A 21,476-nucleotide genomic window follows, 5' to 3' on the forward strand; every position below is an offset into this window, starting at 1 on the left:
TACAATGACAATAGAAGCCCAGGAAACATTGAATGCTTACGTCGATGGCGAGCTTGGTCCCGAGGAAGCCGCCGAACTGGAGGCGCGTCTGACCAGTGATCTGGACGCCCGCCAAACGCTTGAAGCTCTGTCACGTCAGAAACGCCTTGTCGGCGACGCGCTGCAAGCGATCGATATCGGGCCAGCGGACTTGCAGACTGAGCGGTTGAAACGCCGGTTGGCCGACAGGCTGGCCCAGCGCACCGTCCCGCGGCCTTACAGGCCCAGCCTCGGCTGGCTTCGCGCCGGCGCGCAGGTGGCCGCCGCGTGCGCCCTCATAGCCTTTGGCTGGTGGGGGCATGCGACGGTCACCGCCCCGGTCACGGGGGTGCCTGAATATGTCTCGGAAGCTGTCGGGGCCCACCAGGTCTTTGCCGACGACCCCGACTACCCTGTCGAGTTCGCAGGTGCCGCGGTCGATGGTGTGGCCGACTGGTTCTCGGGAAAGGTCGGCGTTCCGATCACGGCGCCGGATCTTGCCGAATATGGAGTGGCGCTCGTCGGCGCGCGCCTTCTGGGCACCAAGGAGGGACCGCTTGCTCAGTATATCTATGAAGATGACAAAGGTGCGCGCTATTCGCTGACCTTGGCCCAGCATCCGAAGAAGGAGCCTATCGGGCCGCTTACCATCGTCGATTATCCGAACCGGTCGGTTGGATACTGGCGCACGGCCGATGTCGACTTCGCCCTCGTGGGCGAGGGCGGCAAGGCGGATGTCCAGAAGATTGCTATGGACCTTTCCAGCAAGATTTGACCTTGGCCGCTCGCGATTTCCGCGAGCCAACACGCATCGTGGCGGCCAAATGGGGTGGCCGCCACAAAAGACGACCCGGACACTGTGTCCGGGTCGTCTTTTTTACGTCCGCCCCCAGGACACTTGGGATGAAACCGGATCGCTATGCGTTCTTGGGATGAAACACACGGGAGCGCGCGCGAAATCATCGCGAACAATCCGATACCCATCTGCCTGCGGAGCGTCCCCCTACCTGCTCACATCCTGCTCCGCACCTTGAGGGCCGACCGCTGCGTCGGCCCTCTTTTTTGGCACTCGGCAGGGATGAGACCGCGCCCTCGGGCGTCTTTTGAATGTTGGTCGCGCAGCCAATGCCGGCCGCGCCCTGAAAAAACAACAGCAACTGAAGACCCGGATCCGGGCCCCTCTGGCAACCGAATGGCAGCCGGTTGCGATGTCGGATCCTTCGAACAGCGCCGTTTGACGCTGCCCAAGGAGATCCGATGAAAGTTCGTCATGAATTCCCGCGGGAACTGCACCTGCAAACCGATCACCTCGTAATACTGCCCCGACGTTCGCGCCGGGCATCCGTCGGCGCTGGCAGGGTGCGGGCAATGCTCGGGACCGGCGCGGTGCTGGCCGCGATCTGGGCCGGGCTTCACTGGAACGATCCCGGGAGCTGGGTGATCGGCCTGCCGACCGTGATCGCCGGTGCCGCGGCGACAAGCTTGCTGCCCGCCGCACCTCCACCAGCCATCTCGCTTTTTGGGGCATTGCGGCTGGCGTGGTTCGCCTTCGCGGGCGTTCTGCGCGGCGCGCGCGACGTGAGCCTGTTCAGCCTTGCGCCAGGTCGGCTGCGTTCGGGGTGCCTGACTGTTCGTACCCGCCTCCCCGAGGGCCGTCCGCGCAGGCTGTTTGCCCTGCTCATCACGCTCCTGCCCGGAACCCTAACCGCCCGGCTGGAGGATGACCGGCTCACCGTTCATGCGCTCGATTGCGGTCCCGCAACACGGGCCGATCTCGATGCGCTGGAAACTCGCATCGCCGGTCTTTTCCGCCTGTCACTCGATGGAGACGTCTCATGATCCCGGAAATCCTCTCCCTGATAGCGCTTCTGGCGACCCTGGCCGTGTTGCCACGCCTCGTCCTCGCCAGAAACGCGGCGGACTGCATCCTCGCCGTGCAACTGGCCGGTACTGGAACGGTGGCCATTCTGCTGCTGCTCGGCGCAGCGGAGGCTGCCCGGGTCATGTTCGACATCGCTCTTGTCTTTGCCGCGCTGGCCGCGGTCGCCGGCATCGCCTTCGTCGCGCTCGGACGGAGGAACGCATGACCGCACTGCTGCATTCCGCCGGACTGGTCCTGATGATTGCCGGGACCGCTTTTCTTGCCGTCGCGGCGCTCGGCGTCTGGCGCCTGCCGGACCTGCTCTCGCGCCTGCATGTGCTGACCAAGGCGGACACGGCCGGTGTCGCGTTGATTGCGCTCGGCGCGGCCTGCCTTGCGCAGAGCTTCACCGCGACGCTCTCGCTCTTGCTCTGCACCCTACTGGTGGCGTTGTCCGGAGCCACGACCGGCCATCTGATCGCGCGGGATCACCTCGATTTCGCCTCATCTCAGGAGGACTCCCCGTGATGATGCTGTTCGACAGTGTCATCGCCGCCGCCTGTCTCGGTGCCGCGGCGATGGCGCTCTTTGCGCGCGACCGGATCGCCGCGGTCGCCGCTTTCCTGGTGATGGGTCTGCTGGTTGCCTTGTCCTGGCTGCGCTTGGGCGCGCCGGATGTCGCACTGGCCGAAGCGGCCATCGGCGCGGGGCTGACCGGCGCCCTGCTCCTGCGCAGCGCGCGACGTGTTCCCAAGGCTTCGGCAAAGGCGCTGCCGCCCGCGCAGTGGCTTGGGGCCGCTTTGCTGTCGCTCGCCGTGAGCGGTGCGATCCTCTGGACAGCGCTGATAGTTGAAACCGCTGCGATCTATCCGGCGCTCGTGAACGAGGCTCTACCGGAGAGCGGTGTGGAGAATCCCGTCACCGCCGTTCTGCTCAATTTCCGCGCCTGGGACACGCTGCTGGAGATCGCGGTGCTGTTCGCGGCGCTCGCCGTCATTGCCGTGGTCAAGCCGGTGCATCCGCGCATCGCGCCGCTCGGACCGATGATGCTGCCCTTTGCCCGCGTGGTCCTGCCGCTGACCATTTTTCTGGCCGGCCATCTGCTGTGGCAGGGCGGCCATGCTCCGGGCGGCGCATTCCAGGCCGGAGCCATTCTGGCCGGTGGCGCAATCGCGCTTGGCCTGAGCGGGATGGTTCGCCCGATCCGCTGGGGCCGAGCCGCACTCGCAGGGCTCGCAATCCTCGGCCTTGGCGCCTTCGTCGTGGCGGCCCTTGCCGCCGAACTGCTGACCGGCGCGTTGCTTGGGTATCCCGCGGGCGCCGCCAAGGCCTGGATCCTCGCGATCGAGAGCGCGCTCACCCTCTCCATCGCCGCAACGCTGCTCCTTCTGTTCATTGGACCCGCCGAAAGACACTGACATGATTTCTGACTTCGCCTTCCTCATCTCCGGAGCCGGATTGATCTGCCTTGCGCTCTTCCGGCTGGCCACCAGCGCCGACCTGCTGATGCGGGTGCTGGGGCTGAACGTGCTCGCCATCGGCATTGCAATGGTGCTGCTGGTGTCAGCGCGCGGCGCGGAGGGAACGGACGCCGTGCCGCAAGCCTTCACTCTGACCGGCATCGTCGTGCTCGTCGGTGTCACCGCCGCGCTTCTGGCGCTGGCCGAGCGAGTTGCGGAGGCGCGCGATGAGTGACATCTCGCTCATCGTCCTGCTGCCCCTTCTCGCGGCCGTGCTGACCGCGGCCCTGCCACGGCAGGCAGCCGCTATCGGGACCCTCGCCACTGGGCTCAATGCATTCCTCGCTGCAAATCTCGGCCGGCAGATCCTCCATAGCGGCACTGTCACCGAGGCAATCGGCGACTGGACGGCACCGCTCGGCATCACCTTTGACGCCAACGGCCTCGCCAGCGTGATGCTCGCCATGGCCGCAATCGTCGGCCTTGCCGTCAGCCTGCAAGCCGCCGCAGGACCGGCGCGCGCGGGATTCTGGCCGCTCTGGATGGCGACATTGGGCGCGCTCAACGGGCTCTTTCTCTCCTCGGATCTGTTCAACATCTATGTCGCCTTCGAAATCCTCGGCCTGGCGGCAGTGGGCCTGACCGCCCTGGCCGGAACCCGTGCCTCCCTGCGCGCCGCCTTCGACTATCTGACCGCTGGCCTCGTCGGCAGTCTGCTGGTGCTGCTCGGCATAGCGCTCAGCTATTCGGTGACCGGCCGGGTGGACATGGAGGCCGTCGCCATGCTCACACAGAGCGACACCGGCCGCATCGCCCTGGCGCTGATCGCTGCAGGGCTGGTCGTCAAGGCCGCGCTCTTTCCGCTCCATTTCTGGATGCCGGGCGCCCATTCCAGCGCCGCCCCCGCGGCCAGTGCGCTGCTGTCGGCGCTGGTGGTGAAGGGCGCGCTCTACCTCGTGCTCCGGCTCTCGCTGGAAGGCGGCGCAGGCACGGAATTCCTGCGCAACACGCTGGCCGTCCTCGGCGCCGGCGGCATGCTCTGGGGCGCCTGGAACGCGCTGCGCGCGGAACGACTGAAGCTTCTTGTCGCGCATTCGACCGTGGCCCAGATCGGCCTGATCGCGCTGGCCATCGGGGTGGCGGGAAATCCGCTTGAAACCGGCCTCTGGCAAGCGGCAGCGCTCCTGATGCTCTCGCATGCTCTGGCCAAGGCAGCGATGTTTCTCGCCGTGGGGCGGATTGCCGAAGCCCTCGGACATGATCGGATTTCCGGCCTGAACCGCGAGGAACTGCGCCCGGGGCCGGCCGAGTTCGCCTTTGCCATCGCCGCGATCAGCCTCGTCGGCCTGCCGCCCACCGCCGGCTTCATCGGCAAGTGGTTCCTGATCGAGGGGCTAATCGACAAGGGCGGCATCCACTGGATCGCCCTGATCCTGCTCGGCACCGCGCTCTCGGCGGCCTACCTGTCCCGCGTCGTTTCGCGCTGCCTGCGCGGCGGCCCGCATGTCTCGGCAACCGCGCGGCGCCCGCCTTGGCGCACCGGCGACGTGGCAGCCCTCGGCCTGGCCACCGGCGCCTTGCTGCTCGGGCTCGCCGCCGCCCTTCCCATCTCGCTTCTGGAGACCCCATTCGCATGAGTTTCTTCCTGCCCCTTGCCATTCTGATGACCTCCCTTGGCGTCGCTCCGGTCATCCTGATGATGCCAGACAGCGCCCGCCGCCTGCGCACTGGCGTCAACCTTGCCGCCGCATCGCTGAAGGTCGCGCTTGTCGCGTGGCTTTCCTACGAGGTGGCACATGGCACCAGTTTCGATCTCCGGCACAGCATCGCGCAGGGGCTGGAACTGCACCTGCAGGCGGACGCCCTGTCGGTGCTCTTCCTCGCGCTCTCCTCCATCCTGTGGCTACTGACGACGATCTATGCCGTGGGCTATCTCGAAGGCGGCACGGATCGCAGCCGCTTCTTTGGTTTCTTCAGCCTGTGTGTCGCCTCCACCGTCGGAATTGCCATGGCAGGGAACCTCTTCACCTTTCTGGTCTTCTTCGAACTGCTAACCTTGGCAACATGGCCGCTCGTTGTGCATCGCGGCACCTCCGAGGCGCATCGCGCAGGGCGGATCTACCTCGCCTATACCCTTGGCGGCGGGTTGGCGCTGACGCTGGGAACGATCTGGCTCTACGCACTGGCAGGCGAGGTCGCCTTCGAGCCGCGCGGCGTGCTGGGCGACATTCCCGAAACGTCGCCGCTAGCGCTCACCGCGATCTTCGTGCTGTTGATCGCAGGTGTGGGCGTGAAGGCCGCGCTGGTGCCGCTGCATGGCTGGCTGCCGCTCTCCATGGTGGCGCCTGCACCGGTTAGCGCGCTCCTGCACGCGGTCGCGGTGGTCAAGGCCGGCGCTTTCGGCATCATGCGGATCGTCTATGACGTCTATGGCGTCGAGACCGTTCAGGCATTGGGGCTTGCCGCGCCGCTCGCCGCGCTGGCGGCGCTCACAATCCTCTGGGGCTCCTTCCGCGCCCTGACGCAGGACGACCTGAAGAAGCGTCTCGCCTATTCGACCGTCAGCCAGGTGAGCTACATTACGCTCGGCGTTGCCCTGATCTCGCCGGTGGCCGCAATCGGCGGGCTGGCGCATCTCGTGCATCAGGGGATCATGAAGATTACCCTCTTCCTCGCCGCGGGCAATTTCGCCGAAGGCGAGGGCGTGAAGACCGTGCGCGCGATGGATGGCATGGGGAAACGCATGCCCGGCGCGATGCTCGCCTTTACCGTGGGCGCGCTCGGCATGATCGGCATCCCGCCGCTCGCCGGTTTCGTGAGCAAGTGGTATCTCGGCGCCGGCGGCCTCGATGCCGGCCAGCCAATGGTGATCGCGCTGCTCGCAGGCTCCAGCCTGCTCAACGCGGCCTACTTCCTGCCGATCCTCTATCGCGGTTGGTTCTGTGCACCGCCCGAAGGCGTCACGCCCGGCCGCCGCCTCGGCTGGATGCTCGCCATCCCCCCCGCCACCACGGCCACTCTGGTTCTTGCTGCCGGTCTGCTGGCCAGCGCACCCTTCAGCCCGCTCGGCTGGACCCGTTTCATCGTTTCATTGGAGTATCTATGATCGCTCTACCGCTTTGGCTCGTCCCTGCCGCGCCGCTGGCGCTTATCCTCTTGTTCGCGCTGCCGCAGGCGCGCGACGCGTTGCGCAGCCTGCTGCCCCTTGCCGCACTGCCGGCACTGCTTGCCGCTCTGGCCGCGCCCGGTCCAATGCCGGTCCAGCTCGACTGGCTGCTTCTGGGCGCCGAATTCGCGCTGAACGATACCGGCGCGGCCTTCCTCTTCTTCACCGCAGTCCTTTGGGGGCTTGCGGGCTGGCAGGCGCTGCGGCTTCTGGCCGATGACCCGCATCGGGATCGCTTCCTCGCCTGTTTCTTGCTCGCCATGAGCGGCAATTTCGGCCTGCTCGTCGCGCAGGACATGGCCTCCTTCTATAGCTTCTTCTCGATGATGAGCCTCGCCTCCTGGGGACTCGTTCTGCATGGCAGCGGCGTGGCGCAGCGCTTTGCCGGAAAGGTCTATATCGCCTTTGCCGTCGTCGGAGAGGTCGCGCTCTTCGCGGGGCTTGCCATGGGTGCCTTTGCCACCGGAGACCTCGCGCTCTCCGCGATGGCGGCTGAAGGCGTGCCGCCGCTGGCCGTAGCCCTCGCCGCGGGCGGGTTGCTCGTCAAACTGGGCGCAGTCCCACTGCATTTGTGGCTCCCCCTCGCGCATTCCGCAGCGCCCGCCCCGGCCAGTGCCGTCCTCTCGGGCGCCATGCTCAAGGCCGGTCTCTTCGGCCTGATGATTGTGCTGCCGCTCGGCGACGCCCCATGGCCCGCCGCCGCAGCCGCACTGGCCGCGATGGCGCTGGCCGGCCTGGTGCTGGCCCCGGCGCTTGGACTGGTGCAGGGCGATCCGAAATCCGTCCTCGCCTATTCCAGCATCGGCCAGATGAGCCTGATGGCGCTCGGCCTCGCAGCCGCCTTGGCCGCGCCGGGCAGTTGGACGCTGATTGCGCCCGCCCTTGTTCTACTCGCAATCCTCCACGCCTTCGCCAAGGCGTCACTCTTTCTCGGCGTGCCTGCGGTCTGGGCCTCGCCGCGCGGCGCTACCCGAAGGGCCGTCCTGCTCACGCTGGCTCTTCCGGCCCTCGCTTTGGCCGGGCTTCCGGGAACGGGCGGCTTCTTTGCCAAGAACGCTCTGAAAACTGCCATTGTGGACCTGCCGCAAGGGTGGATGCTCTGGCTCGTCCCGGCGCTTTTTCTGGCCAGCCTCGGGACCGCGCTGCTCATGATCCGTGCCCTCCTGCTGCTTGGCTCTGCCAAACGCAAACCCTCTGTACCGGCAGATGTGCTTTTGCCCTGGTTCGGACTTGTCCTGTTCTCAGGCGTGGGCCTTTCGCTCGCGCCCGTGAATGGCGTGGCGCCCTTGTCCATCAAGCTCTCGGACTTTCTTCCTGTCGTGTTGGCCGGGACTTTTGCCCTGCTGGCGCTTGCACTCGCGCGCGCCGCGCACCTTCGGTTCGACCCTCCCACGCCAGGAGAAATCCTCGGCCTGTTCCGCCGCGAACCAGACCCAAAGCCCCTGCCGATGTTGCCGCCGCCCCCGCGCAGGTCGCGCGGCCTTGTCCTGTACCGCGGCCGATTAAGGACGACCCGTCCAGAGCAGGGATCGCTTGCGATCCTTGGCATGACCGCCGCGCTTGCCCTGTTCGCTCTGCTGCCCACGCCGACGGTCGAGGTAACAGACCATCCGTCGGAGATCACCTCGCCATGATCACAGGTTCGCGTCTATCAACTGCCGCACCAACGGATTGGGGAAGCGCCGGGGGAAGGTCATCGCCCAGAACCGCTCGGTCAAACCGGTCGTCTCGGCATGTTCGACCAGTCGCCCCGAGGCCAGTTCGTCCGCCAAAACGATCGGAGGCACCAGTGCAACGCCCATACCCGACCTTCAAGTTCGACTTTCTCGGCTACACATTCCGGCCGCGACTGGTGAGCAAGAAGAGCGGGGGCATGGGCGTCTCTTTCAGTCCTGCCGCCGGTCCGAAGGCGCTCAAGGCGATCCGGGGAACCGTCCGCCGATGGTCATTGCATCTTCGCAGCGATAAGGCTCTGGACGATCTGGCACGGATGTTCAACGCGTACATCCGGGGCTGGATCAACTACTGGCCTGCCCCTATCGGGTGGTCCGGTTTCAGTCTTAGTGCACGACGGGCCTGGGTGCTACGGTTGGGGCATTCCTTCATCCTCCAACTGGCTCGAAAGCCTACTTCTGGGAGGACCACTTTTCAGGGGGCAGACCAACGCAAGCTTGCCGGAGGTCGGCAACAAAATCGGCCGCGTCGAAGCCTTTGTCGGCGGCCAGCGTCAGCTGCCGGGGCGATCCGGGGGAGTGACGGTGGATCATGTCCAGCGCAGCGCGACGTTCGGCATGACCGCCCAATCCAAACTACCGGATTTGTGTAGTGAATCCCGGTCCAACCTTCGCGAAACGACGGCCTCCTGTTAGGTGGCGTGAAGCGCGAGCTGTGACACGTTGCCGAATTGACCCTGTTTCGGCGCAACTGCTACGCATTGGCCAATCCCGGTGTCCCCACGCGATAGCCCTCACCGGGTTGGGCCAAGCAAGATGGATACGCTCAGAACGTTGCCAGAGGCAGCAGAGGACATTCGTCCCTCGCTGTATCTCTGGCTTTCGCGCGTAATGAAAAGCGAACAAACTCCTGATACTCTTGCCGGTTACCAATCGGAAGAGGGGCGGGAGGTAATGTTGGAACTAGCAGCGGTCCCGGAATTGTCCGAAGGTATCACCGAGATGATCGCGGTGGCTGACGGTTGGACCGATCTGGACAGGACAGCACGCGACCTCGCAGTTGTCTACGCTCGTCTTTTCCTTGGCGCCGGCGACCGGTCGCAGCAGGTGCCGGTGTACGAATCCGCTTTCACCAGTGAGAAAGGCCTCATCTGTCAGCAGGCCACCGTCGAGATCGAGCGATTGCTGCGCGACCATGGGTTGAACACCGATGGCTGGCGCGAGCCGGCCGATCATATCGCTGTGGAACTGGAATTCCTCGCCTGGCTTGCCGGAAAGGCCGGCGAGACCAAGGACCCTGGCGCGGAAGCGGGCCAGCGCGAGCTGCTTTCCCGGCACCTGCTCCTGTGGGGGCCGGACTTCTGCGCGCTGTGTATCAAGCGCGACACCAGCGGCTTCTATGCCGCCGCCGCCCGCGTGCTGCACGACGCGTTGGGCAGCGAAAAGAGACGTCTGATCCGTCCCAAATAACGCCCCTGGGCATTTGGTCGATGCGCAGGGGCAGTTACCGGATATCCGGAACACAGATTGCGTGCGGGCTTTGGCCTGCCAAGACCGGCATCAGCATCACATGAGACTACCACGGAACAGAGGATTCATAATGTCTACGCACAGCTATTTCACATCTCGCCGCTCGGTCCTGAAAGGGATCACGGCTCTCGGTGCCGGGACCCTCATGGCACCGGCGCTGCTTCGTCCGGCCCATGCTGCGGCCGGCGATCTGGTGGCTAATGGCAGCGTCATCAACGGTTCGCACTACGGCTTTGGTTTCGCCAACGTCCAAGACGGTCGCATCGTCGGCATGACGCCGCACGAAAGTGACCACGGGCCGAACGAGATGTTCGAAACACTGCCCGACTGGGTTTATTCGCCGACGCGCATCAAATACCCGATGGTCCGCAAGGGGTTCCTCGAGAACGGGTACGAAAGCGATCGCACCGAGCGGGGCAAGGGCGAATTCGTCCGGGTGAGCTGGGACGAGGCGCTGGATCTGGTGGCCGCCGAACTGAAGCGGGTGAAAGAAACCCACGGCAACGGCAGTATCTATGGCGGATCCTACGGCTGGAAGACCCCAGGCCTGCTACACAACTGTTTCAACAATCTCTACCGGATGCTGAACCTTAACGGAGGCTTTGTCGACGATGCCCAGACCTATTCGACCGGCGCGATACGGGTCATCATGCCCTATGTGATCGGCGGTTCCTACTACAACTCGTCGGCCTGGCCCGGGATCATCGAAAACACCGAACTCATTGTCTTCTGGGGATCGAACCCTGCACTCAACTGCCGGATCGGCTGGCAGGTTCCAAACCACGCAGGTCTCCGCTACCTTGACGCGTTCAAGGCGACTGGTAAGCCTTCGGTTGTCGTGGATCCGATCAGGAACGATACAGCTCAACTCCTCGGCAGCGACTGGATTGCACCACGGCAGGGTACTGACGTGGCGATGATGCTCGGCGTTGCACACACGCTGTTCAGCGAGGACCTGCACGACAAGGCTTTCCTGGCCGACTATTGTGTGGGCTTCGACGAGTTCTCGGCCTATTTAACCGGCGAGTCGGACGGCACTCCGAAAACAGCGGAATGGGCCTCTGAGATCTGCGGCGTCGATGCTGAAGAGATCAAGGAGCTTGCCCGCCTGATGGCCTCCAAGCGCACTCTCATCACCATGGGCTGGTCGATCCAACGCCAGGACCACGGCGAGCAGGGGCCCTGGATGGCGTTCGCCCTGGCCTGTATGCTTGGTTACGTCGGTCTGCCCGGCGGCGGAGCGGACTACACTTTGCACTATGCCAACTACGGCACGCCGAAAGGCACAGCCCCGACGTTTCCCGGCTTCCCGGCCGGAGTATCCCCCGAAGGATTGCCGGCGCCGATTCCGGTATCCCGTGTCCCCTGGGCCATCGGCAATCCCGGTGCGGAATACGACTACGACGGCACGCGTTACACCGCACCCGATCTGCGGTTGGTCTACTGGGTGGGCGGCAACCCAATGCACCACCATCAGGATCGCAATAAGCATATCGAATATTGGCAGAAGCCGGAAACGGTCATCGTCAACGAGATCAACTGGACCCAGACCGCACGCTTCGCCGACATCGTCCTGCCCGTCTGCACAAACTTCGAAAAGAATGACATGTCGATGGTCAGCGAGCAGAACGTCGGTATCGTTGCCATGAAGCAGGCGATCGAGCCTCTGTTCGAATCCAGATCGGACTTCGAAATCTTCACTGAGATTTCAAAACGGCTGGGCTTCGAGCAGGAGTTCAGCGAAGGCCGCGACGAGGCCGCCTGGCTGGAGCACATCTACAACGAAGGCCTGAAAGACGCCCAGACCAAGGGTGTCGATCTGCCCGATTTTGAGACGTTCTGGACCGAGGCACCTTATCAGGAGTTCCCGGTGACGGAAGAAGCCCGGAATTTCGTGGAGCATAGCAAGTTCCGCGAAGATCCGCTTCTCAACCCGGTGGCGACACCGTCGGGGATGTTCGAGATCTATTCGCGCCGGATCGAGGGCTACAACTATGAGGATTGCCCGGGACATCCGACCTGGATGGAGCCAGTCGAACGCGTTGGCGGTGCCATGTCGGACAAATATCCGCTGCAAGTGAACACACAGCACCCAACCTACCGGCTGCACTCGCAGCTTGACAACAACACGGCGCTTCACCCGGCCTACAAGGTGCAAAACCGGGAACCTGTTTTCATAAACCCGGTCGATGCCGAAGCGAGGGGCATCGTCGATGGAGATGTCGTACGGATCTTTAACGACCGCGGTGAGGTTCTCGCTGGCGCGGTGATCTCCGACACGCTGAGTGCAAACCATATCCGTCTCTCCGAGGGCGGCTGGTATGACCCGCTGGAGCCCGGCGTCATCGGAACTCTATGCAAACAGGGCGACGTCAATGTGTTGTCGCTCGACAAGGGCACGTCGAGCCTGGCACAGGGCAACTGTGGCCATACGATCCTAGCCGAAGTCGAGAAATACACCGGTGAGGTGCCGAAGGTGACAACCTTCGATCCTGTCCTCTGACACCGGAATCAGTCCTCTCGAAACGGGCGGGCGCCGGTTGGTGCCCGCCTTTGCTAGTTTGCGCAAGAACAATGGAACATGAACATGGCAGGCAGATTCAGAAATGCGATCCGCTCACGAATGTCCTGGGCCGCTTTTGGCGTCGTCCTGTTTGGCGGCATCATCGCAGGTATCGTGCTTTGGGGCGGCGTCCACACCGCCATGGATTATTCCAGCCGGACGGAATTCTGCATTTCGTGTCATGAAATGCGCGATTTCGTCTACGAGGAATACAAGGAGACCCCGCATTTCTCTAACCCTTCCGGCGTTCAGGCCACCTGTTCGGATTGCCATGTGCCCGAGCAATGGGGACCCAAGATCGTCGACAAGATCATGGCGTCGCGTGAGCTGTATGGATGGGCAATCGGTAAGATCGACACTCCTGAGAAGTTCGAGGCGCACCGGCTGGAGCTGGCCGAGCGCGTCTGGGACCATATGGAAGCTACGGATTCGCGCGAATGCCGTAGCTGCCATTCCGATCAGGCAATGGACTTTCACGCCCAGGCTCCGGAGGCGGCCAAGCAGATGCAGGTTGGTTTCGCCAAGGGCGAGACCTGCATCGACTGCCACAAGGGGATCGCCCACAATATGCCAGACCTGGCGAAACGCGCCCGCGAAGAGGCCATCGCTTTCATGGAAGGAACCGAGACGCTGGACTCTGACAACGTGTGGACGAAACGGACGACCGCTCTGTATGCCGCACCGGGGTCGGACGCGGACAAGCTTGGCACGGTGCTCCCGGGCGTCGAGATAGAAAAGCTGGACGGCGACGGTGATTTCGCGAAGGTCCGTGTCTCCGGCTGGCAGGCCGGCGAGGTAGTGCGTGGCCAATATGCGATGTTTGGGCATCGCATTCTCAACCTGTCCATTTCGGGCAGCGCGGTCGACGGGGTCGAAAAAGGCGACACCCGGTTTTATAGCGACGGCAATCAGGATTGGACCGAAAGCGCGTTGGAGGGATGGATCGCCCTGACGGATCTGACGGCGGACCCGGATAAGCTATGGACTGTCGCGAATGCGATATACGTGAGCCAATGCGGTGTCTGCCACTCGGCGGCGGCGCCTGACTCGCGCGGTGTGCTTGCCTGGCAGGCCGACGTGCAGGCCTACCAGCCACGCACCAGCCTGACGGCCGAGGAAGGCCGGCTGGTCCTGCGCTACCTGCAGTTGCATTCCTCCGACATTGCCGGGCAGACGAACTAACGGTCGTTCGTCGGCCAGCTCGAATTCCGGAAATGTCAGATCAACGCGCTCGGCTGCGCCGGAACGCTGTCAAGGGCGACGGAATGGGTGGTGTCAGTGCCGGAACAAGTGCATGGGGCTGACGCTGCACGGTATCGCCAGATTCAAAATGCGGCGCAGACCAAGTCCTTTCTACCGCCAAACGCGATATCTGAAAAAGAAAAGCGGACTTCCGCTACAATGCGCACCAACAGCAGGACTGGGCCGTTCAGGACGGTCTGAAAGGTGGTGTCAGAAGAACGTGGCTTGAGATGGGGCAGGGAGCTGAGTAGCGTCCCCGGATGACCAAACGCGACCCGTTCAAATACTTCAAGACCAGCCCTGAGATCATCCGCCTGGCGGTGATGCTCTACGTACGCTTCCCCTTGTCGCTGCGGAACGTCGAAGACCTGCTGCACGAGCGCGGCATCGACATCAGCCATGAATCCGTCCGGTTTTGGTGGAACCGGTTCGACCCGATGTTCGCCTCCGAGATCCGAAGGAAACGGGCCGAGCGGCTGCGTTCAGGGCCGCAGTGGCAATGGCATCTCGACGAAATGTTCGTGAAGATAAATGGCGAGCGGCACTATCTGTGGCGGGCCGTCGACCACGAAGGTGAGGTCCTGGAGAGCTTTGTGACGAAGGCACGGGACAAGAAGGCGGCATTGAAATTCCTAAAGAAAACAATGAAGCGCTACGGTCGGCCGCACGTCTTCGTAACAGATAAGCTTCGTTCGTATGGCACCGCTTTGAAGGAGGTCGGCGCGGCGGAACGGCAGGAAACTGGCCGCTGGCTCAACAATCGGGCGGAGAACTCGCACCTGCCATTCCGACGACGAGAACGGGCAATGCAGCGCTTCCGGCGGATGCGAAGTCTGCAGATGTTTGCCGCCGTCCACGCCTCGGTCTTCAACCATTTCAACTCGGAGCGCAGCTTCTACTCGAGAGCAAATTTCAAGAAGAACCGCGCCGCCGCCCTCGACGAGTGGCGTCAACTCGGCGCGGAATAAAGGGCAAGCTCACTGTCCATTCAGAGACCGGTTCGAATTCGTCTGGCAGCACCGCCACCCAGTCAAGCTATTGATATTAAATAGAAAAACCACGCATTGCGTGCCGCGAAATCCGTGGTTTGTCGTGCTGTCGCACCTGCAGAGACGGTATCCGAGCTTTGCGGCCTGGTCTCTACCCGTAGAATGGCTTGACGTAAGTGGTAGCCATCTAAACGGTGTTATGGAGTGTGGAGAACATCATGGACGACGAAGCATTCTCGATTGGAATAGAAGAGGAATACCTGCTGGTGGACCCCGAGACGCGCGCTCTGTACGCGCGGCCGCCGCGGGAGTTCATGGCAAAATGCCAGAACCTCCTCGGACCTAAGGTGGTTCATGAATTCCTGCAAAGCCAGGTTGAAATTGGCACGAACGTCTGCGGCACGATCGCCGAGGCACGTGAGGATCTTCGTCACCTGAGAGAAACCGTTGCCCAATGCGCCAAGGATTTCGGCATGCGCATGATCGCCGCGTCGACCCATCCCTGGGCACACTGGAGCGAGCAGGAACCGGTCGATATGGAGCGCTACCGGATCCTTGGTGCGGAACACCGGACGCTGGCCCGCCGTATGGCGATCTGCGGAATGCACGTACACGCCGGCATCAACGACAAAAATCTGAGGGTCGACCTGATGAGCCAGGTCACCTATTTCATGCCGCATCTGCTGGCGCTCAGCACGTCTTCCCCGTTCTGGGAAGGGCACGACACTGGCCTCAAATCGTTTCGCCCGATCATCATTGGTGACCTGCCGAGGTCGGGATTCCCCGAGGTGTTCGACAGTTGGAGCGACTGGACCGAAATGCTGGACGACCTGGCGGCCACCGGACTGGTCGCGGATCCATCGAAGATCTGGTGGGACATCCGACCTTCCGGCAAGCATCCGACGTTGGAGATCCGCATTTGCGATATCTGCACGCATATCGAAGACGGACTGACAATCGCCGCGCTTTACCAGTCGATCCTCGCCTACCTATTTCATCTGCGGCGAAGCAACGAACGTCGTCGCACCTATCGCCGCATCCTGCTCGCTGAAAACAAGTGGCGTGCCATGCGTTACGGCGTCGAGGCCGAGATGGCGGACTTCGGCAAGCGAAAGCTGCTGGCATTCGCCGACCTGACGGACGAACTGGTGGAAATCTTGCGGCCATTCGCCGAAGACCTCGGATGCATCAAGGAAGTCGAGCACGCCATGACAATTGCGCGTCGTGGCACCAGTTCTGACGAACAACTGCGTATCTTCCAAGCGGCGCTGGCGGGCGGCGCGTCTGAGCACGACGCGCAGGTCGCCGTTGTTGATTGGCTCATCGAGGAGAGCGCCAGGACGAGTGAATGACCGTCCGCCCCCTCCCACAGCGTCGGCATTGTGCGCAACCGTCCGACCCCTTACGTCGAGTGCATGGAGCCGTGAGGTAACGCGGACGAACGGAAACCGGCAGGTCACTAGTAGCGTGAACGTACCGACCATCATGGAGGATGTGCATCGCCCTGATCACGGGGCGGGCAATTTGCATCCACATCTGCAGGCTTTCCTTGCCGCCGCCGACAAGTCCACGCTCGCCGTCGACCGCTTCTTGTCCGGGATTTCGTCGCCGCTCATTGAACCGGGTGCATTGACGTTCCTATGGCGCGGCGACGCGCATGCGGTCGAGATCCTGCGTTGGATCAATGCCGGAGTGGACAGGCATCGCTTTCAGCGCCTTCCTGGCAGCGACCTGTGGTTCCTCAGGCTCCCGGTCAAGGACGGAGGTCGGTTCGAGTATAAGCTGAACGTGGTAGGCGACCATGGCGAGGCCTGGATTCTTGATCCGGCAAATCAGCATCGCGCCGGCGATCCATTCGGCGAGAACTCCGTCGCAATGACATTCGGTTATGCCCGACCGGAATGGAGCCTGAACCGCGGCGCCCCGCGCGGACACATGGAGGAGATCACCGTCGATAGCGCCGTGTTCGGCCATGCCCGCAACGAGCGGGTTTATCTGCCAAACGCTTACGATAATGGTCGTGACTTTCCGTTGGTCGTGATCCACGACGGCGGTGATTATGACGAATACGCGGACCTTTCCACGTCGCTGGACAATCTGATCGATGCCGGCGACATCCCGCCTCTCGTCGCGGTTCTGATACAGGCCGATGACAGGATGAGTGAGTACCCGCAAGGCCGGCGCCATGCGCGCTATGTCGTGGGCGAGCTCTTGCCGGCGGTGACCAACCGGTATTCGATCTCGACGAGGGTGCAGGATCGCGTGCTACTTGGCGCAAGTCTTGGTGCGGTCGCATCACTGGCGACGGCGTTTCGGTTCCGCGGGGTGTTCGGTGGCCTGATCCTCAAATCCGGATCCTTTGTGCTGGACCCAGAGAAGCTGCGGCAACGTTCGAATCCGGTGTTCCATCGGGTTGCCCGCCTGGTGGAGGTCGTTCGCCGAGCGCCGGCGCCCGAGGCCACGAGGGCCTTTGTCTCAACCGGTGAACTGGAGGGGTTGGCCGCGGAAAACGAGGCTTTGGCCGAACTTCTCGCGGGTCGAGGGATTGATGTCTTGTTCCAAAGCTCGTGGGACGGCCATCATTGGCACAACTGGCGGGATCAGCTGCGGGACGCCTTGATGTGGGTCCTGCCGCGGCAGCCAAGAGAGTAATCGGCGTTCGATACGCGTGCGGCGCCGGAATGATTGGGGGGATATTTCCATGGCCAGAAGCACCAAGAACATCGGGCTATCGCTGGGCGCCGACATCTGTTGGCCCATTGCCTATGAAAGCCTTTTCGAGGCGCTGACCCGCGACGGGCTGAAGTTTGGCAAGAAAACCTACGACTTCGCCGTGGAACGGGTGACGATCGAACCCTTCAGCCTTCACCAGCCGGTGAAATACGACGTGGTAATCGACCGGCTGACACATTGGTATTCGACCAGCCGCGAATGGATCAAGAAGGCCATCCTGATGGATGACCTCTACGTCTACAATAACCCCTGGTCACTGCAGTCGAACGAAAAACACACCAGCTATGCCGCGATGCTGCGGCTCGGCCTGCCAGTGCCCGAAACATGGATGCTGCCGCCCAAAGCCTATGACCCGTCGGACGACCTCGAGGCGACGCTGGTCAAGTATGCGCGGATGTTCAGCCTCGACGAGATCGGCGACAAGATCGGCTATCCGTTCTTCATGAAGCCCTACCACGGTGGTGGATGGAAGGGCGTTACCAAGATCGACAATGCGCAGGAACTGCACCGCGCCTACGATGCCAGCGGCACCGAGATCATGAACTTGCAGGCGGCGGTGCTGCCGCACGATTTTTTCGTCCGGAACGTCGGGCTTGGCCCGCAAGTCCGGCACGTGAACTATGATCCCGGCGCGCCTTTGCACGACCGTTACCGCCAGGACATCGAATTCCTGGACGCGGAAGACCAGCAGACGCTCAAGGATATGACGCTGACGATCAACGCCTTCTTTGGTTGGGATTTCAACTCCTGCGAGGCGCTCCGTCAGAACGGAAACTGGCACCCGATCGACTTTGCCAATGCCTGCCCCGACAGCCAGGTCACGTCGCTGCACTACCATTTCCCGTGGCTGATCAAGGCCAACCTGCGCTGGTCACTGTTCTGTGCAGCAACAGACCGTCCGATGCGCAAGAACATGGATTGGTCGCCGTTCTACAAGATTGCCGACAGCGACCGGTCCCCGCGCGAGAAGCTGACCGAATATGCCAAGATCGCCCACAAACGGTTCGAGACGGAGAAGTTTCGGCGCTTCTGCAAGAACCAGCTGAAGGACCTGGACGAGCTCGCCTACGACTTCTTCGGATCGGAAAAGCTGCACGACGCAATCCGGCAGAAGGTCGAGGCGCTTTTTCCCCATCATGAGCACGAGGAGTTCACGCAGCTCTTCTGGGACAGGATCCAGCTGTGGCGCGAGCAGGAAGGAAAATGCGGTGACAAAGACGGTTTCTAGATGGCGGTCGGACAGGCTCCATCGCGACATCTCGTTGGTCCGCTGGGGCACGTTTGGCCAACCTGTGCTGCTGTTTCCCACCGCGGGCGGCGACGCGGAAGAGATAGAGAGGATGCATGTCATCAGTGTGCTGGATCCCCTCATCTCGGCCGGGCGCATCAAGGTCTATTCCTGCGACAGCGTCGCCGGCGCCGCGCTCGCGTCCAACGAAGGGTCGGTTGAACATCGCTGCTGGATACTCAATCAGTTCCACGAATACGTCGCATACGAGGTGGTCCCGGCGATCCGGACGGACTGCCGAGACGGCGGCATCGAAGTGGTTGCCGCCGGCGCCTCAATCGGTGCGTTCAACGCCGTGGCTGTTACGTGCCGGTATCCACATCTGTTCAGTACGGCGCTCGGCATGAGCGGAACCTATGATCTCGAACGGCTAATGGGGTTCCAGGGCAATCAGGACTACTATTTTTCCTCGCCGCTGTCCTTTGTGCCCGGGCTGGAGGGGCCGACGCTCGATACGCTGCAGCGCCGGTTTATCGTTCTGCCCGTCGGTCAAGGTCGTTGGGAAGATCCGTCTGAAAGCTGGCGGATGGCCGGTGTCCTTGGCGCAAAGGGCGTGCCAAATCGCGTCGACCCCTGGGCCGCGACCTACGATCACGACTGGCCGACCTGGCGCGAGATGCTGCCGCTCTACCTCGACGATCTCGTTGCCTGACATGGGAGCGACCCCTTGAACATCATCTTCATAGAACCGGCCGGCTGAACAATGGGAGCCGGATGATGCGAGAGTATCACGTCCGGTTCTGAGAGAGCGCGGGGGTGAAAATCCCCCGCGCCACTCGCCTGTTCGTGAAGATCAATGGCGAGCGATATTACATGTGGCGGGCCGTCGATCATGAAGGCGAGGTCCTTGAAAGTTTCGTGACGAAGACGCGGGACAGGAAAGCTGCATTGAAATTCTTGAAGAAAACGATGCGGCGATACGGCCGTCCCGAGGCGATCGTGACTGACTTGCTCCGATCCTACGGCGCGGCCTTGAAGGCGATCGGCGCCGCGCAACTACAAGAAACGGGCCGATGGCTGAACAACCGGGCGGAGAATTCTCACCTGCCATTCCGACGACGAGAACGAGCAATGCAGCTGTTCCGGCGGATGCGAAGTTTGCAGATGTTTGCCGCGGTCCACGCCTCGGTCTTCAACCATTTCAATTCGGAGCGCAGCTTCTACTCGAGGGCAAATTTCAAGAAGAACCGCGCCGCCGCTCTCGCCGAATGGCGCGGTCTTTGCGCGGCATAAGGGGCAGCCATCCTGCTCTTGGTGAGACACGTTCGAATTTGTCTGATGGTGTGGACGGCTCCACCCGAACGGCATCGCATTGTGCCATGTTGGTATTGTGTGAAAGCCAACAAAGGAGAGGAGCCGACCACATGGATATTACAACGCTCCCCCAGACACACCGGAGCGCGGCGATCACGAGGACAGCCGCGCTCCGAAGATTTTCTCGACACGATTTGATGCAGGACCGGGCGCCGAACCTCCCGGTCCCGCTCGACATCTCAGCCGCTGAACGAGGCGAAATGCCGAATGGTGCGGACCCGCGGACCCAAAATGCGGACCCTGGGTGCGGACCCAAAAAAATCCCTGTCGCTAGAGAACTTCCGGGCAAAAGCCCCCCGCATAGCGTGACCGGCCGCGAAGGACCCGAGCACGGGGAGGGGATCGGGCGCCGGGGGCCTCGCATCGGCCTCCCTCCCGATCATGCCATGAATATGCCCGCAAATCCGGTGGTTTGTCGCGCCGTTTGTTACGCGCGCGATGCCGTCAGGGCGGTGGATCGGACCCGCGCAGAGCCGTCGAAGGCACGGATGAATCCGGGGTCCCGGACGCCAAAAACACTGAGCGGCCTTCGAGCCCTCGGCCAAGCCATTGTCCAGAATGGAATTAATCCACGCATCGCCCGGCGGCTTCACGCGGGCTGGGACAGAGCCGGCGGGGACCTGAACAGGTGAACTCGCTATGCTGGAAAGCGCTTGCCGTGCACTTCGAAGAGCATGACCTCAAAACGGAAGAGGTTGATGATCTGCAGAAATAGTATGGAGCACTTGGCAAGGTAGGCCGCATAGCCCATTTCCTGCTCCGGGCCAGTGCCACCTTTCCCTGACCGATAGACGATTTTGTTGTCAGGGGTGACCAGCTTGATCGATGCATGATGAGACGCATTTCTCAATTGATTGTCTCGTTCGACGCAAAGGTTCGCAAGCGCTGGGTTGTTGTCAAACGGGCCAAACCTCGCGGATTTGTCCAGCTCAAGGTACTTTTTTCTCGTCAATGTCTGAAACTGGTCAAACGACCGCCCGGAAGTAACATTGTTCAAATAGGCCATGATATCTACGAGCGAAGAGAAAGTTTCAAATGCATTGCCGTAGAACATCTTCGTCTTGTCGAACTGTGCCGAGCTCACGCCCGCGTCCTCGTCGACCTTAAGTCCCTTCTTGACACGAAAAATGACTTGAGAGAAGACGTCATATCCCAAAAAGAACTCTCGGATTATCGCCAGATACTTCTCCGCACGGCTGGAAGCAAGGTTCCTATCGTACTCTTCGAAGAACGCCACAAACTCAGGTTTTTCGCGATTGTCCTGCGCAACTTTGAATGCGTCGCGAAATGGTTCTTCGAAAGCTGGTTGGCTAAAGAAAAGGCAGAAACGCCATAGCCAGTCATGAATATTCTTGAGTGGATCGTTCGCATAAAACTCCGCAGAGCCTTCTTTGATTTTTTTGTCGCTGAGCTTTACGTGACCGTTTCTGTGAATGACCTGCCCCCCGGAGCTCCCTCGTTCATAACGAGAGTCTGCGGGTCTGGTTTTCATATTCCTGGGTTTCGAACTGGTGACCTGCCCCCCGGAGTTCCCTCGTTCATAACGAGAGTCTGCGGGTCTGGTTTTCATATTACTGGGTTTCGAACTGGGCAAGCGCGCCGGGCGCGGAGCCCTCAAATTGCTCAAGCGTCCGGCGCG

The 21,476-nt window shown here is 62.1% G+C and carries 19 protein-coding genes and 3 pseudogenes; 19 read left to right on the top strand and 3 right to left on the bottom strand.

Going from position 1 to position 21,476, the window contains the following annotated elements; all coding sequences use genetic code 11:
- Positions 1–4 precede the first annotated feature (4 nt).
- The 9 genes from EU800_RS21485 to EU800_RS21525 all read left to right on the top strand — a co-directional run bounded on the left by EU800_RS21485 (position 5) and on the right by EU800_RS21525 (position 8,139).
- Positions 5–793 carry an anti-sigma factor gene (locus EU800_RS21485; protein ID WP_129635580.1) on the top strand — a complete coding sequence of 263 codons (789 nt, stop codon included), beginning with the start codon at positions 5–7 and terminating at the stop codon, positions 791–793.
- Between the two features lie 482 nt (positions 794–1,275).
- Positions 1,276–1,857: a Na+/H+ antiporter subunit E gene (locus tag EU800_RS21490; protein WP_129635581.1), complete on the top strand. Its 582-nt coding sequence runs from the start codon at positions 1,276–1,278 to the stop codon at positions 1,855–1,857.
- Positions 1,854–2,105 (top strand): monovalent cation/H+ antiporter complex subunit F, encoded by a 252-nt coding sequence (locus EU800_RS21495; RefSeq protein WP_129635582.1) that lies wholly within the window; start codon positions 1,854–1,856, stop codon positions 2,103–2,105. Before EU800_RS21490 ends, EU800_RS21495 begins: the two co-directional genes overlap by 4 nt.
- Positions 2,102–2,407, top strand: a complete 306-nt coding sequence (locus tag EU800_RS21500; RefSeq protein WP_129635583.1) for a monovalent cation/H(+) antiporter subunit G — start codon at positions 2,102–2,104, stop codon at positions 2,405–2,407. Before EU800_RS21495 ends, EU800_RS21500 begins: the two co-directional genes overlap by 4 nt.
- Entirely contained in the window at positions 2,407–3,297 is an 891-nt protein-coding gene (gene mbhE / locus EU800_RS21505; RefSeq protein ID WP_242500670.1) for a hydrogen gas-evolving membrane-bound hydrogenase subunit E, read from the top strand. Before EU800_RS21500 ends, mbhE begins: the two co-directional genes overlap by 1 nt.
- A gap of 1 nt (position 3,298) precedes the next feature.
- Complete coding sequence (locus EU800_RS21510) at positions 3,299–3,574, top strand: NADH-quinone oxidoreductase subunit K (protein WP_129635585.1); 276 nt, start codon at positions 3,299–3,301, stop codon at positions 3,572–3,574.
- Positions 3,567–4,976, top strand: coding sequence for a complex I subunit 5 family protein (locus tag EU800_RS21515; RefSeq protein ID WP_129635586.1), 1,410 nt, complete (start codon positions 3,567–3,569; stop codon positions 4,974–4,976). Before EU800_RS21510 ends, EU800_RS21515 begins: the two co-directional genes overlap by 8 nt.
- A complete protein-coding gene (locus EU800_RS21520) occupies positions 4,973–6,445 on the top strand; it encodes a complex I subunit 5 family protein (protein WP_207209959.1) in 1,473 nt (490 codons plus the stop codon). The genes EU800_RS21515 and EU800_RS21520 overlap by 4 nt, the downstream gene beginning before the upstream one ends.
- A complete protein-coding gene (locus tag EU800_RS21525; RefSeq protein WP_129635587.1) occupies positions 6,442–8,139 on the top strand; it encodes a proton-conducting transporter membrane subunit in 1,698 nt (565 codons plus the stop codon). Before EU800_RS21520 ends, EU800_RS21525 begins: the two co-directional genes overlap by 4 nt.
- Here EU800_RS21525 and EU800_RS21530 read toward each other — a convergent pair whose 3' ends face one another.
- Entirely contained in the window at positions 8,140–8,307 is a 168-nt protein-coding gene (locus EU800_RS21530; RefSeq protein WP_129635588.1) for a hypothetical protein, read from the bottom strand.
- A gap of 71 nt (positions 8,308–8,378) precedes the next feature.
- Here EU800_RS21530 and EU800_RS27290 point away from each other — a divergent pair.
- A pseudogene (locus tag EU800_RS27290) lies at positions 8,379–8,522 on the top strand (group II intron maturase-specific domain-containing protein); the annotation flags it as partial.
- 145 nt (positions 8,523–8,667) lie between these two features.
- Here the strand turns inward: EU800_RS27290 and EU800_RS21540 are convergent.
- Positions 8,668–8,802 (bottom strand): annotated as a pseudogene (locus tag EU800_RS21540) (IS5/IS1182 family transposase); the annotation flags it as partial.
- A 192-nt stretch (positions 8,803–8,994) separates the two neighbouring features.
- On the opposite strand from EU800_RS21540, the gene EU800_RS21545 reads away from it, so the two are divergent.
- The 9 genes and pseudogenes from EU800_RS21545 to EU800_RS21585 all read left to right on the top strand — a co-directional run.
- Positions 8,995–9,648 (top strand): molecular chaperone, encoded by a 654-nt coding sequence (locus tag EU800_RS21545; protein ID WP_129635589.1) that lies wholly within the window; start codon positions 8,995–8,997, stop codon positions 9,646–9,648.
- A gap of 130 nt (positions 9,649–9,778) precedes the next feature.
- The gene (gene torA / locus EU800_RS21550; protein WP_129635590.1) at positions 9,779–12,211 is read left to right on the top strand and encodes a trimethylamine-N-oxide reductase TorA; all 2,433 of its coding nucleotides are present in this window, start codon (positions 9,779–9,781) and stop codon (positions 12,209–12,211) included.
- Between the two features lie 84 nt (positions 12,212–12,295).
- On the top strand, positions 12,296–13,453 hold the full coding sequence (locus EU800_RS21555) for a NapC/NirT family cytochrome c (protein WP_165354790.1): 1,158 nt from the start codon (positions 12,296–12,298) through the stop codon (positions 13,451–13,453).
- Positions 13,454–13,773: 320 nt separating this feature from the next.
- Entirely contained in the window at positions 13,774–14,481 is a 708-nt protein-coding gene (locus EU800_RS21560; protein ID WP_129635592.1) for an IS6 family transposase, read from the top strand.
- Between the two features lie 239 nt (positions 14,482–14,720).
- The gene (locus EU800_RS21565; protein WP_129635593.1) at positions 14,721–15,854 is read left to right on the top strand and encodes a carboxylate-amine ligase; all 1,134 of its coding nucleotides are present in this window, start codon (positions 14,721–14,723) and stop codon (positions 15,852–15,854) included.
- A gap of 115 nt (positions 15,855–15,969) precedes the next feature.
- Positions 15,970–17,154: an alpha/beta hydrolase-fold protein gene (locus EU800_RS21570; RefSeq protein ID WP_129635594.1), complete on the top strand. Its 1,185-nt coding sequence runs from the start codon at positions 15,970–15,972 to the stop codon at positions 17,152–17,154.
- Positions 17,155–17,203: 49 nt separating this feature from the next.
- A complete protein-coding gene (locus EU800_RS21575) occupies positions 17,204–18,463 on the top strand; it encodes a RimK family alpha-L-glutamate ligase (RefSeq protein WP_129635595.1) in 1,260 nt (419 codons plus the stop codon).
- Positions 18,444–19,175, top strand: a complete 732-nt coding sequence (locus EU800_RS21580) for an esterase family protein (RefSeq protein ID WP_207209960.1) — start codon at positions 18,444–18,446, stop codon at positions 19,173–19,175. The genes EU800_RS21575 and EU800_RS21580 overlap by 20 nt, the downstream gene beginning before the upstream one ends.
- A gap of 128 nt (positions 19,176–19,303) precedes the next feature.
- Positions 19,304–19,756 (top strand): annotated as a pseudogene (locus EU800_RS21585) (transposase); the annotation flags it as partial.
- Positions 19,757–20,474: 718 nt separating this feature from the next.
- On the opposite strand, the gene EU800_RS21590 reads toward EU800_RS21585, so the two are convergent.
- Positions 20,475–21,476, bottom strand: a 1,002-nt coding sequence (locus EU800_RS21590) for a hypothetical protein (RefSeq protein WP_207209961.1), incomplete at its 5' end; no start/stop codon positions are given.

Origin of the sequence: Tropicimonas sp. IMCC6043, from assembly GCF_004146235.1 — a bacterium.
GTDB lineage: Bacteria > Pseudomonadota > Alphaproteobacteria > Rhodobacterales > Rhodobacteraceae > Tropicimonas.